We start from the raw sequence: 12,917 nt of genomic DNA, 5'->3' as shown, positions 1-12,917 counted from the left end.
GAATTTGTTAGAGCTGTTACAGACTGATTTTACCAGTCACCTGTCTTAACTTAGCCAGCAAAAATTGGACATTGATCTGTCGCAAGACAGATCCCAATCAGCTATTCCTGACACGCATAGCCTTTCAGCCAAAGCTTAAACAACCACAAAGTTCACCAGCTTACCCGGCACTACAATGACCTTCTTAATTGTCTGACCATCGATATAGCGCTGGGCTATCTCTGACTCGCGCGCATAGCGCTCTAAATCGGCTTTGCTGGCCATCGCCGGAACCTGAATGGTGCCGCGCGTCTTACCTTTAATCTGAATTACCAGCGTAATCTCATCGGCTACGAGCGCTTCGGGTTCATACACCGGCCAGGATTGCAGATGCACCGAGCCAGGTTGGCCCATCTGCTGCCAGAGTTCCGCCGCCATGTGAGGGGCGAAGGGCGCTAGCAGCAAAACCAGTGTCCGAACTCCTTCCTGATAAACGGGAGAGTCGTCGCAGGTAGCCTCTGTGATGGCGTTGCTCAGCTTCATCAGTTCTGAGACGGCAGTGTTGAACTGATAGTCGTCCGTCACGTCTTCAGAAACTTCTTTGATCGCCGTATGGGTGGCGCGGCGCAGCTCTTTTTCTGCCTTGCTCAAAGCAGTCTGATCGATTTTGGCAAGTTCAGCACCGCTGTGGGTTTCAACATAGCTATTCACCAAGCGCCAGACCCGATTTAAAAAGCGGAACTGCCCTTCAACATCAGCATCGTCCCATTCCAAGTCCTTCTCAGGCGGTGCTTTAAATAAGATGAACATGCGGGCGGTATCAGCTCCGTATTTCTGAATGACTTCTACCGGAGCCACGCCGTTACCTTTGGACTTGGACATAGTGGCGTAGAGTCGCTCTAGGGGTTCTCCAGTTGCTGGGTCGACCGGATTGTCGGGGTCGGCCACGAGATCAGCCGGTACCCACTTGTCTTTGCCCCCTTTATTGGGGTTGAGATACGTGAGTCCCTGCACCATGCCCTGGGTGAGGAGACGCTGAAATGGCTCATCAAAATTGAGCAAGCCGCGATCGCGCAAGACCTTAGTAAAGAAACGAGAATAGAGCAGATGTAAGATGGCGTGCTCAATGCCGCCGACATACTGATTCACTGGCAGCCAGTCATTGACCTTTTGGCTGTCAAATACCTGCTGCTCGTTAACCGCATCGGCGTAGCGTAAGAAATACCAGGAAGAATCGATGAAGGTGTCCATTGTGTCGGTTTCTCGCCGTGCCGCAGTGCCGCAGGTAGGGCAGGGTACCTGCGTCCAGCGATCGAGCTTGGCTAAGGGCGACGCCCCTCGCCCGGAGAACTCCACGTCTTCCGGTAGCTTGACGGGTAGCTGCTCACTAGGAACGGGCACCGTACCGCACTGCGGGCAGTAAATGACCGGAATCGGCACACCCCAGTAGCGCTGCCGGGAAATCAGCCAGTCCCGCAGGCGATAGTTCACCTGACGCTGACCTTTACCGTTTGCTTCTAGCCAGGCGATCGCGGCCTCGACGCTTTCTCCTTTGCCTTTTCCGGCTGGTGTCCCATTCAGCGGCCCAGAGTTGACCATAACGCCATCGCCACTCCAGGCTTGGGTCAGCTGGTCGGCGTCGATGTTGGGGGCAGCGGGCTGAACGACACCGCGAATCGGCAAGTCAAACCGTTGGGCAAACTCAAAGTCGCGCTGGTCATGAGCTGGCACCGCCATGATCGCGCCAGTGCCATACCCCATGAGGACGTAGTCAGCAATCCAGATGGGGATTTTCTCACCGTTGACCGGATTGGTGGCATAGCTGCCTGTCCAGACGCCGCTTTTTTCCCGGCTGTCGTCGGTGCGATCGATATCGCTCTTTTTGGCGGCTTCTTTCTGATAGTCTTCTACCGCTGCCACGCGATCGGGGGCAGTGAGCTTTTCGACTAGGGGATGCTCCGGTGAGAGCACCATGAAAGTCGCCCCCCAAAGCGTATCCGGGCGGGTCGTAAAGACAGTGAGATCCTGACCGACTGCGGTAGCAAAGCTGACCTGCGCCCCGGTGGACTTGCCAATCCAGTTCTCCTGCATCAGCTTCACTCGCTCCGGCCAGCCGGAGAGCTGATTTAAATCCTGTAAAAGCTGCTCGGCGTAGTCGGTGATTTTGAAGAACCACTGCTTCAGCAGCTTGCGCTCTACTAGCGCGCCCGATCGCCAAGAGCGGCCTTCACTATCTACCTGCTCGTTTGCCAAGACGGTTTGATCCACCGGGTCCCAGTTAACGGCGGCTTCTTTCTGATAGGCTAGCCCCGCCTCTAAAAACTGGAGAAAAATCCACTGCGTCCAGCGGTAGTAGTCAGGGGCGCAGGTGGCGACTTCTCGGTTCCAGTCATAGGAAAGGCCGAGGCGCTGGAGCTGCGATCGCATTTGCTCAATATTTTGATGCGTCCATTTAGCCGGATGGACACCGCGATCGATCGCCGCATTTTCCGCCGGTAGACCAAAGGCATCCCAGCCCATTGGGTGTAGAACCCGGTGCCCCTGCATTCGCTTCACCCGTGCAATGACGTCGGTGATGGTGTAGTTGCGCACATGGCCCATATGCAGGTTGCCGGAGGGGTAGGGGAACATGGACAGCGCATAGAATTTAGGCTGCTCCGTTGTTTCAGGAGTTTGATCCAGTCCTTCTGAGGCCCAGGTCTGCTGCCATTTTTCTTCAATTGCTGCTGGATCGTACTTGGCCTCCACGTCCGCCTCTCCTCTACTTGCTACGCTAAAACTTGTTTACATAATTCTAGAGGCTGTTCTAGAGATTATGCAGGGAATATGCTGAGAGTGTTTGTCTACGGTACCTTAAAGCCAGGTGAGCCTTACCATCAGAGCTACTGCGGCGGGGAGGTGGTAGAGGCGATTGCGGCGATGACGCCGGGACAGCTTTATCACTTGCCAATGGGCTATCCAGCGGTGACAACCGGGACGGGCTGGGTCACAGGGGTTTTACTCAGCTTTGCGCAGCCTCAAGTGCTGCAGCGGCTTGATCAGTTAGAGGGTTTTGCTAGCGATCGCCCGTCAGAAGCTAACGAGTATCAGCGAGTGTGGCGTCCGGTGTTTACGCTGGAGCAAGTGCCGCTGGGAGAAGCTTGGATGTATGTAATGGCGGCGGAAAAGGCCCGCGCTGTGGGCGGGCAGCATTTACCGGATGGGGTCTGGAGTGCGGCAGATCATACTGATGTGTTGATGTGAAATGCGTGGAGTCAGAGCTGTTATCCCAGCAGCCGTTTTAGCGCCCAGTGCTGATGCAGCTTAGACGCATTGACGGTGCCGGGGCAGGTCAACCAGCTTCAGACCGACCACTTCAGTCATGACTCGCAAACTCCGGTAGCTGCAGCGTTTGCAAGACTTCGTTTAGGGCAACGGTGACGCCAAAGTCATAATCTGGCTTATCGAGTTGACGAGATAGGCTATAGATGATGCGCTCTAGCAAATAGATTTTTAGCAGAACGTGCAGTTCCTCCTCGGTTTCGGGTAAAAACGAAGCGCTGCTCGCCTTGTTAAGATAGCCTTTCAAGAAGGAAGCACTGACCCAGCGGAGCCAAAAATGCTGCCACTGCTGAATGTAGCCTAGCTGATCTGGATTGAGCATACCGCTCTCTACCTGATGCTGGAAGGCTGATTCGGCAGCATAGCCGAGGGACTGCAGCATCTCAGCCACATCCCGCAGGGGCGATCGCTTGATGCGCCGCTCGTTCAAAGGCAGGGTAGAATCTCCTTCAAAATCAATGATGATGAAGTCAAGCCCCGTGTGCAAAATTTGTCCTAGATGGTAGTCACCGTGGCAGCGGATCCGTTTAGCAGTGACCTTGGTGTCTAAAATGGCGCGGAACAGGTCGATGACGGTGTCTTGCTGCGCGGCAATAGCACGGGCGACAGGCTGGAGTGTTTCTGGCAGCGTGTCTGCTTTCTGGCTGAGCGCCCGGAAGGTTTGCCCGGTCAGGTTGCGCGCCGACTGGTAAACAGATCGCTGATACAGGGTGGTGAAGGGTTCCGGTGCGAAGTGGGGATTGTCTGCGTCGGAGGCTAGCACCAGATGCAGATCAGCCGTGCTTTCACCCAGCGCATAGATGTTCGACAAATAAGGCCCAAAATTTTCGTTGGCAAGCGTAGGAAATTCTTGGTTTTGCAACTCTAAAAGCGTCCCTTCTGGCACCGGCACCGCAGGGTTGGTTTCGCGCTGGGACAACACCTGTTCAAAAAAGTCTCGCAGCACGTCTAAGGTGTAGCTCCAAAAGTTGCGTACATCTGGGGCATAGGTCTGGAGCAGCCCGACGGCAATGGTACCCCGGTTGGGGCGATGATATTCTAAGGCTCCGGCTAGCAAGTCAACGTGTTGAGCATAGTGCTTTTCAGCCAGGAAACGGCGAATTTCCAGATCGGGATTAGTGCCTTCTTCCTGGCGGCGGAACAGCTTGAGCAGCAATAGCTCGTTGTAGACAATACAGGTGTTGCGCTGGGTTTCACTCAGAGGTACGCAATGGAGCTTAGCAAGCTGCTCGGCAGAGAGGTTTGGGAACTGGTCGGTGGTGGTAGTGATTAAGTTGCCAGCGCGGCCTTGGGAAGTCCGCTTTTGGGCGATCGCCTGTAAGAGTGACGTATAGATCGCCTGCATCACGGGTTCGCTGCGACCGCTATCGGGAGCCATCGCATCAAAGATGATGCTCACCTCGTCGGTGTCCCCCCGATCGGCTGCTGCAGGTGACTGTAAGCGGGCAATCACCATTTGAGGATCTGCCGCCAGCATTTGCATCGCTTCGTCCCCACTTTCCTGGCTCATCAGCACTAGATAAGTGCGCTGCTCGCCTTCAATGGGTTCCACATGTAGCCACACCATCAGCGCCTCGCGGCTGGCGTCGGGAATGGGCAGCACTTCGGCAATATGGAGGGTTTGAATTCGGGCCGTAAAGCCGCGATAGGTATGCAGATATTCCGTGAGGGCAGCTTCGAGTGGGGCTTCCAGTTCTCGCTGCTGCAGAGCTTGCTGCCAGGGAAGTGACAGCGCGATCGTTGGCGTTTCCTGTCGCCGCAGGGTTTGCAGCCGATCGGCGGGGAATTTGAGCGTAAACCAATAGCAGGCATAAGGCCCGACGCTGAGAAAGTAGAGATTCTTGTCGATGGAGGGAAATTCCGTGGTGCCGTGAATTTCCGTGGGGACTTGCCCTTCAAACTCGGACAGATCCAGTCTGACGGTTTGCAAAAAGCGGGAAAGGTTGGCAACCACCAGAATACACTCGTCTTTATAACGGCGAATGAAGGCGAGCACCTTACGATTATCGGGATGGAGCAGCTCAAAAGTGCCGAGGCCAAAAGCGCCGAACCGCTTGCGGGTAGCCAGCAACCGCTTGATGGTATACCAGAGCGAATGGGTATTCGATCGCTGCGCTTCGACATTGACTGCCTCATAGTGATACTCGGAATCAATCACCAAGGGCAGATAGAGTTTCTGTGGTGGACACTTGCTGAAGCCCGCGTTGCGATCCGGACTCCACTGCATCGGCGTCCGCACCCCATTGCGATCGCCCAGATAGATATTTTCGCCCATGCCAATCTCGTCGCCGTAATACAGCACGGGAGTCCCCGGCAGTGACAATAGCAGGCTATTGAGCAGTTCGATTTGGCGACGATCGTTCCCCAGCAGCGGCGACAGGCGACGGCGAATCCCCAGGTTAATCCGCATGTCGGGATCTTGAGCATAGACGCGGTACATGTAGTCCCGGTCTTCATCAGTGACCATTTCCAGGGTCAGCTCGTCGTGGTTGCGTAGAAAGATACCCCACTGACAGTTGTCGGGAATTTCGGGGGTCTGCTGCAGGATGTCAATAATGGGGAAGTTATCTTCCATCCGCAGCGCCATAAACAGGCGCGGCATCAGGGGAAAGTGGAAGTTCATGTGGCATTCGTCGCCCTCGCCATAATAGGCAGCGGCATCTTCCGGCCACTGATTGGCTTCCGCCAGCAGCATCCGATTGGGATAGCGCTCATCCACCCGTTTGCGCAACGCCTTGAGGAATTCGTGGGTTTCTGGCAGGTTTTCGCAGTTGGTGCCTTCCCGCTCATACAGGTAGGGCACCGCGTCCATCCGCAGCCCATCGACCCCCATCTCCAGCCAAAAGTCGAGCACTTCAAACACCGCCTGCCGCACAGCCGGATTGTCGTAGTTCAAATCGGGCTGGTGGGAATAAAACCGATGCCAGTAATAAGCCTGGGCGATCGGATCCCATGACCAGTTAGAAGTTTCAAAGTCCTGAAAAATGATGCGGGCTTCTTCGTACTTTTGGGGGGTATCGCTCCAGACGTAGAAATCGCGCTCGACGCTACCTTTGGGCGATCGCCGCGCCCGCTGAAACCAGGCGTGCTGATCAGAGGTGTGATTGACAATTAGCTCGACAATGATGCGAATACCCCGCTGATGCGCCTCTTCTAGCAGAGTTTTGAAATCTGCAAGGGTGCCGTAGTCAGGATTGACGCTCTTATAGTCAGAAATGTCGTAGCCGTCGTCCTTCAGCGGTGAGGGAAAAAAGGGCAGCAGCCACAGCGCCGTCACTCCTAAATCTTGCAAATATTCCAGCTTGCTCGTCAGTCCTGCCAGATCGCCAATGCCGTCGGCATTACTATCTGCAAAGGCCCGCACGGGCACCTCATAAATGACGGCCTGCTTAAACCAGAGGGGATCGTTGTCGAGCAGTTGAATCGGCTGGGCGTAGGTCACTATGGGATCTCCTGGCAGTTTCAGTGACGGGCTAGGCGCGATCGCATCATACCGTCAGAACATTGATTTTCAGAATAGCGAGAACGCTTCCCGCTAAGCTTTAATCTTCCGAAAGTAAATTTTGGCTGGCGGGTTGCACTTCCTGCTATCGACGTAAATTTGGCGCAGGCGACTGAGAAATTAGCCAGAGCGATCGCGATTAAATCTATCTTTCTTGTCAGGTGACAATCTGACTTTGCAGCCTATAGTGATTTTGTCTCTTAGCGGTTTGAGTTATGCCTTTTGAGCGTTGTAGCGGCGTCCTGCTGCACCCCACTAGCTTACCGAGTCAGTTTGGCATTGGCGATTTGGGCCAGTCGGCCTACGAGTTTATCGATTTTTTAGAGCGTAGCGGTCAGAAAATTTGGCAGATATTACCGCTGGGGCCGACGGGCTACGAACATTCTCCCTACACCATGAATTTCAGCGCCTTTGCCGGAAATCCGCTCTTGGTCAGCCTAGAGCAACTGGCTGCAGAGGGACTGCTAGAGGCCGATCAGCTAGAGGCGATCGCGGCTGACAGCGATCCGACTCAGGTTGACTTTGACCGGGTGATTCCCCACAAAACCCGCTATCTGCGGCAGGCTTTTACCAAATTTCGCCCAGACGCCGACTTTCAGCAGTTTTGTCAGGAACAAGCCTACTGGTTAGAAGACTACGTCCTGTTTATGGCGCTGCTGGAAGCTAATGACGGCAAGGAGTGGAGTGAGTGGGAGCGGGCGATCGCCCATCGCCAGCCAGAAGCGCTGAAAGCCCAAGCGGAGCAGCTCAAAGACGAGATTCAGTATCACCGCTTCGTCCAGTTCAAGTTTTTTGAGCAGTGGAAACGGCTGCGGGCCTATGCCAATGAGCGCGGCATTCAAATTGTGGGGGATGTCTCAATCTACGTCTGCTACAACAGCGCCGATGTCTGGGCTGACCCCAAATGCTTTAAGCTCGACCCCGACAGCCTGCGGCCCCTCTACATTGCCGGAGTGCCACCCGACTATTTCAGCGCCACCGGCCAGCTCTGGGGCAACCCCATTTATGACTGGGATTATCTGCAAAGCACCGAGTTTGACTGGTGGGTCAAGCGCTTCAAGGCCACGCTGGAATACGTTGATATTGTCCGCATTGACCACTTCCGCGCCTTTGAAGCCTACTGGCAGGTGCCTGCGGGTGAAGAAACGGCGATGAACGGCGAATGGATTGCCGCACCGGGATACGCCTTCTTTGAAACCCTGGGCGATCGCCTCGGCAGCCTGCCAGTGCTGGCCGAAGACTTGGGCATCATCACCCCGGAAGTGGAAGCCCTGCGGGATCACTTTGAGTTTCCCGGCATGAAAATTCTGCTGTTTGCCTTTGGTGACGATGCCAAAAATCCCTATCTACCCCACAACTTTGTCCGCAACTGCGCCGTCTATGTCGGTACCCATGACAACGATACGGCGATCGGCTGGTGGGAACATGACGCCACTGACGACGTTAAGCAAGCCGTTGCCCGCTACCTCGGCGTGGATTCCCCTGTCCAAATTGCTGAGATTAACTGGGCCTTGCTGAGATTGGCTTATGGCTCGGTGGCAGATCTAGCGATCGTGCAGCTCCAGGATGTGATGGGGCTGGGTCACGAGGGTCGCATGAATGACCCCAGCACCCCCTACGGCAACTGGCGCTGGCGCTATACCCGTTCAGACGAGCTGAGCGAATCCCTGGTAAAACGCCTGCTAGAGGTGACCCAAACCTACAGCCGGTAGCGTGGGCACTGCCCACGGACCCACGCCACCCGTGTTTTTCCTGGGCCTAGTCCAATCGGCAGCAAGGTGGGCAATGCCCCACCCTACCAATGTTTTTTGTAGTGTGGGCATTGTTTACAGAGGTGACCCAAACCTACAGCCGGTAGCGTGGGCACTGCCCACGGACCCACGCCACCCGTGTTTTTCCTGGGCCTAGTCCAATCGGCAGCAAGGTGGGCAATGCCCCACCCTACCGATGCTTCTTTGCAGCGCAGGCACTGCCCACTACAGTTGACCCAAACCTACAGCCGGTAGCGTGGGCACTGCCCACGGACCCACGCCGCCGTATTTTTCCTGGGCCTAATCCAATCGGCAGCGCTTGGTGAGGATGACTTTCACTTCACCGGGCCTGTCCGTCGGCATCGGCTTGCTCCAGGCGATCGCTTCGGCATAGCCCAGCACGTGCAATCGGTGAATCTCTAGCCGCACGCAGGGCCAGGGGCCGTACATGAGGATGCGCACCTGATCGTCCGAATCAGATGATTCATGAGCAGGCGGGGCGATCGCGCAGGACGGGCGATCGCTGACGTGGCCTTCTTGAAACATGGAATTTACTCCTTGAATGAATTTGAGTCTGGGGCGGGAAGCCAGAAACCGAACAGCGAGTAGGTGAAAGCGTCTAAGCACTTTCTATTACTGGCGCTGTGAATCTCTGGGCTTCCCATCACCCAGCACGCAAAAACATAGCCACCCCGCAACTTTGAAGCGCAAAGCGAGGTGGCTAAGGGTAAAATCACCCCTAGACCATCCCGAACTGCTACTGAGTTTGGGGGGTTTAGGCTCCTGTTGGTGTTGGTAGCACCTTCAGGGGCCGCTAGGTTTTTGAGTCTGTGTGAACGGCTGTAACGTTTGGACTGCCACAGCTTAATGAGTGAGTGTAGGCGATTGGGCGATCGGCGTCAATAGTGATGTGAAGCTGTGCGTTTGGAAGGCTTCTTACGCCATGCCCACTTCAATCGAAGCATGAATATAAAGCATTGATGAACAAATTCCAAACAGGCCCAAGACTAAAGTTTGGAGGAATGATTACACTGAGTCATTCTACTTATTCGCCCTTGTAGGCTCCTAAATGAGTGAGCTGGATCAAACTATAATAGGATATCGCGGTGCAAACCTTGCACAGAGAAGGTTTGACGCTTTGTGAAGAAATTGCTGTGTTTTATAAATGATTGCGTTCTCCTTAGATGGCTGCAATTCCACTTTAAGTAGGGACAAAAATAATGATAGTGCGTCTGCAAGAGGGTTATCTTAAAACCAAGTTTGGTACTTTTTTAGAAGTTCTCTACTACGATGGACAAAAGGAATCAGCTGCTTTAATAATGGGCGATATAAGCAATTCAGAAAATGTTTTATGCCGTATCCATTCGTCGTGTTTATCTGCTCATGTCTTTAATAGTATAGAGTGTGATTGCAGAGAGCAAATGGAAAGGGCTCAATTTCTCATTCAGCAAGAAGGTAGAGGTATTGTCATTTGGCTAGACCAGGAGGGAAGAAACAATGGTCATTTAGCGCTTCTTAGTACTTCGAAATTACGTGCGAATGGAATGACATCTACTGAAGCATATCTCAGTCTTGGATTTAAAGAAGATGCAAGAGACTATAGATGTGCAATAGAAATATTGCAAGACTTGAACGTTTCTTCAGTCACTCTACTTACTAATAGCCCTCACAAAATTGACAGTCTAAGGAATAGTGGTATTAATGTTGCTGACAGTAAGCGTATATCAATTGATGTAAGCAATAATGAAGAATTGGAAAAAACTTACAGAGATAAGGTTATGAGAGGTCACTTTATAGATTTATAAGTTCATAAGTAAGCTAATTAAGATAATCAGATGTTGCCTTAGAGATTTATGCTTGCAATTTTTTTTGGAGTTTCGTGTGTTGGCAAATCATCACTAATACGGGAGTTGAGAAATAAGTTTGGATGGTTATCTATACCTACATATATGACACGCTCATTAAGAGCTGAAGAAACTGAAAAGATCTCAGTTAGCAAAAAAGAATTTGTCAGAATGGAAAACGAAAATCTTTTCGTTTGTGTAAATCAAATTTTTGGCAATAAATACGGCACTCCGCGTAAGGAAATCGAAACATCAATACGTGATCAAGAATCGTACTGGATGCTAGATTTTCCTATTTCAAAAATTAATTTACTGAGTGACTATAAGTATTTGGGTTTCGTAATCTTACCTCAAAATGAAGATCAGTTAGTCAATCAAGTGAAGAACTCTAATCGGACTGAGAGACTATTATCCATTTTGAAAGATTATAGAGACTATTATGCTAAATACCACAATCAAAGGCAAGAAGATGATTCGCTAATTGCAGTTGTGAATACAACTAACAAGTTGCATGAAACATCTCAGTTGATTTATTCCCTAGCAAACAAATTAAGTCTATGAGTGTTCTCAGTGATCAGGACATAAAGTATCTTCTAAACAAAGAAATTGTTATACATCCGTATGGAGAAGATTGTATTTCTCCTCTGGGTTATGACTTAAGAATTGGTTATGCAATAAGCCTTACCGCTGAGCATAAAAATACTGTAGATCCTGATAATAATAAAATTTTAATTTCCGCAAAAACATCGGTTTTTATCATTACAAAAGAACATGTTTACTTGTCTAAAAGAATTGCTGGGACATTACATGCAAGGGGTTCACTTGCCGCTAGAGGTCTTTATATCAATTCCACAACTGTTGATCCAAACTGGGGTGGGCAAATGACTTTCTTGATCCATAATATTAGTGAAAAGTCGGTAGAGTTGGATGTGGAGTCTAGATTCATTACCTTGATATTTCATCGAGTAAATACTCCAACATTCAATTCTCCCTCCGGTAATCCCATATCTGTTGCAAGACAATATGGTGAAATTTATGGAGATTATTTTGCTAATAGTTTGCTATCGTATTTATCTGACAATAGTAATCTTTCACTAAAAAAAGTTTTTGAAGATTCAGTTCAAGAAGTAAGGAAACCGACTTTATCTGATCTTTTGACAGGAAGAGTTATATTTTTGATTACCTCGTTCCAAGAATTCGCGCGAAACAGGCTCTCTAGTCTTGTTACTAGAGTACTTATAGTTATCCCAATTTGGCTAATCGTGATGGGTTTGACAGCCCAATGGTATTGGAATTGGTTGCAAGTACAACTAAACTTAAATGCTCCCTATGGATTAAATATTTTTATGTGGCAGGTTACTACTGTTGGAGTTGGAGTTTCCTTACTTGTATCTCTACTTAATTCGATGAAACCTAAGTGATGAAAATTTTGTGACAGTACGATCTCATATTGCCATATGCTGAATTGGCGCTAAGGAAAACTGGCATTTCTTTCTATTTAGAACTGTGAATATTGAATATTTCTCTAGAGCGGCGATTGCCGATTTTAATAAAGTATTTCTTCCGTAAACCTGATTGCCTCATCAGATAGCTTTTTGGAAACATACACTGCCTGTAGATTCTTTAAAACAAGCGATCGCTGCTTAATTATCTAATGCGATCGCAAATCTTATAGCCGGTAGGGAATGAAAAGTCGTCGTACAATAATTCAAATACAGCAAATTGACTAAAGCCGCTTAAGGCAAAAGTGCAATTGCTAATCTTACAAAGTGCGTTTTTTATTAGAAAATCCACGGCTCCGTTACTAAATTTTTGGGGACGTACCACGCTTATGAGTTTCTTGAGGCGCGCGATCGCTTTCCGATAGCGCCTACGCGCACCAATCATCGAGAGGTTATCGGTAGAAAGTCAAAATTTTCTACGCCGTAACTGTTCTAATGCATCAGGCAACGTAGCGGTTAACAATCGGCGTAGATTACGGTTTGTGACATTGCCGCAGGTTAGCCACAAAATTTGAGGAGGTGTTCCTAAACGGCAGACCAAGTCAATGAAGTCGCTGTCTTTCGTCATAATCACAGCATTTTCAGCTCGTGCCGCTTCAAAAATTTCTACATCTTGAGCATCTCGAAGAGACAAATCTCGTAGAGCAAAACTTTCCAGACTAAAGGTAGCTGATAGCCAACTTGCCAAAGTTGGAGGCAGTTGAGCATCAATCCAGATCTTCATGCCGTCAGTCTAGGAAAATCAGTACGTCGGGCTGCGAAGAGCAGGCAAGCTTGAATATCTGCTGCTTCCAAATCAGGAAAATCTTCTAAAATTTCAGCAACGCTGACGTTTTCGGGAGCATGTCACCTTTGCGCCCCAATCATGCCGTTAAGGTAGGCGCAGCGATGAGCCAAAACTTGTGGAACGTTATCTTCTTGCCACTGAGCACCCGAGATTTTGATCCGGCGACCAATCTGCTTGATGCCCGACTCGACTGCGCCTGAGCCAATCGAGCAAATCTGCTCCTGCTGATAG

9 protein-coding genes and 2 pseudogenes are annotated in these 12,917 nt (G+C 50.8%); 5 read left to right on the top strand and 6 right to left on the bottom strand.

Annotated features, from left to right (window positions below; genetic code table 11):
- Window positions 1-135 precede the first annotated feature (135 nt).
- Entirely contained in the window at window positions 136-2,727 is a 2,592-nt protein-coding gene (gene leuS / locus QJQ48_RS15590; protein WP_346292167.1) for a leucine--tRNA ligase, read from the bottom strand.
- Window positions 2,728-2,805: 78 nt separating this feature from the next.
- On the opposite strand from leuS, the gene QJQ48_RS15585 reads away from it, so the two are divergent.
- A complete protein-coding gene (locus QJQ48_RS15585) occupies window positions 2,806-3,222 on the top strand; it encodes a gamma-glutamylcyclotransferase family protein (protein WP_346292166.1) in 417 nt (138 codons plus the stop codon).
- A 112-nt stretch (window positions 3,223-3,334) separates the two neighbouring features.
- Here the strand turns inward: QJQ48_RS15585 and treS are convergent, their stop codons facing one another.
- The gene (gene treS / locus QJQ48_RS15580; protein WP_346292165.1) at window positions 3,335-6,742 is read right to left on the bottom strand and encodes a maltose alpha-D-glucosyltransferase; all 3,408 of its coding nucleotides are present in this window, start codon (window positions 6,740-6,742) and stop codon (window positions 3,335-3,337) included.
- 275 nt (window positions 6,743-7,017) lie between these two features.
- Here treS and malQ point away from each other — a divergent pair, with 275 nt between their 5' ends.
- Entirely contained in the window at window positions 7,018-8,514 is a 1,497-nt protein-coding gene (gene malQ / locus QJQ48_RS15575; protein WP_346292164.1) for a 4-alpha-glucanotransferase, read from the top strand.
- A 339-nt stretch (window positions 8,515-8,853) separates the two neighbouring features.
- Here the strand turns inward: malQ and QJQ48_RS15570 are convergent, their stop codons facing one another.
- Window positions 8,854-9,099: a hypothetical protein gene (locus QJQ48_RS15570; protein ID WP_346292163.1), complete on the bottom strand. Its 246-nt coding sequence runs from the start codon at window positions 9,097-9,099 to the stop codon at window positions 8,854-8,856.
- Window positions 9,100-9,773: 674 nt separating this feature from the next.
- On the opposite strand from QJQ48_RS15570, the gene ribA reads away from it, so the two are divergent.
- Genes ribA through QJQ48_RS15555 form a run of 3 tightly spaced genes read left to right on the top strand, consistent with a single transcriptional unit; the run spans window position 9,774 to window position 11,818 of the window.
- On the top strand, window positions 9,774-10,358 hold the full coding sequence (ribA, locus tag QJQ48_RS15565; protein ID WP_346292162.1) for a GTP cyclohydrolase II RibA: 585 nt from the start codon (window positions 9,774-9,776) through the stop codon (window positions 10,356-10,358).
- Between the two features lie 48 nt (window positions 10,359-10,406).
- The gene (locus tag QJQ48_RS15560; protein WP_346292161.1) at window positions 10,407-10,958 is read left to right on the top strand and encodes a hypothetical protein; all 552 of its coding nucleotides are present in this window, start codon (window positions 10,407-10,409) and stop codon (window positions 10,956-10,958) included.
- Entirely contained in the window at window positions 10,955-11,818 is an 864-nt protein-coding gene (locus QJQ48_RS15555; RefSeq protein ID WP_346292160.1) for a dCTP deaminase, read from the top strand. Before QJQ48_RS15560 ends, QJQ48_RS15555 begins: the two co-directional genes overlap by 4 nt.
- A 487-nt stretch (window positions 11,819-12,305) precedes the next feature.
- Here QJQ48_RS15555 and QJQ48_RS15550 read toward each other — a convergent pair whose 3' ends face one another.
- The 3 genes and pseudogenes from QJQ48_RS15550 to QJQ48_RS15540 all read right to left on the bottom strand — a co-directional run.
- A complete protein-coding gene (locus tag QJQ48_RS15550; protein ID WP_346292159.1) occupies window positions 12,306-12,623 on the bottom strand; it encodes a DUF5615 family PIN-like protein in 318 nt (105 codons plus the stop codon).
- Window positions 12,620-12,736: pseudogene (locus QJQ48_RS15545) on the bottom strand (DUF433 domain-containing protein); the annotation flags it as partial. The gene QJQ48_RS15550 and the pseudogene QJQ48_RS15545, both read right to left, overlap by 4 nt.
- Before the next feature lie 9 nt (window positions 12,737-12,745).
- A pseudogene (locus tag QJQ48_RS15540) lies at window positions 12,746-12,917 on the bottom strand (ISKra4 family transposase); the annotation flags it as partial.

The organism is Sphaerothrix gracilis Ecp01 (assembly GCF_030405905.1).
Classification (GTDB): domain Bacteria; phylum Cyanobacteriota; class Cyanobacteriia; order Phormidesmidales; family Phormidesmidaceae; genus Sphaerothrix; species Sphaerothrix gracilis.
The sequence above is the reverse complement of the archived record's forward strand: the minus strand, read 5'-3'. Positions and strand labels throughout refer to the sequence as shown.

Coding starts and splice junctions, on each gene's coding strand:
- QJQ48_RS15585 (WP_346292166.1), top strand. CDS start 2,806: ATGCTGAGAGTGTTTGTCTACGGTACCTTAAAGCCAGGTGAGCCTTAC.
- malQ (WP_346292164.1), top strand. CDS start 7,018: ATGCCTTTTGAGCGTTGTAGCGGCGTCCTGCTGCACCCCACTAGCTTA.
- QJQ48_RS15570 (WP_346292163.1), bottom strand. CDS start 9,099: ATGTTTCAAGAAGGCCACGTCAGCGATCGCCCGTCCTGCGCGATCGCC.
- QJQ48_RS15560 (WP_346292161.1), top strand. CDS start 10,407: ATGCTTGCAATTTTTTTTGGAGTTTCGTGTGTTGGCAAATCATCACTA.
- ribA (WP_346292162.1), top strand. CDS start 9,774: ATGATAGTGCGTCTGCAAGAGGGTTATCTTAAAACCAAGTTTGGTACT.
- QJQ48_RS15555 (WP_346292160.1), top strand. CDS start 10,955: ATGAGTGTTCTCAGTGATCAGGACATAAAGTATCTTCTAAACAAAGAA.
- QJQ48_RS15550 (WP_346292159.1), bottom strand. CDS start 12,623: ATGAAGATCTGGATTGATGCTCAACTGCCTCCAACTTTGGCAAGTTGG.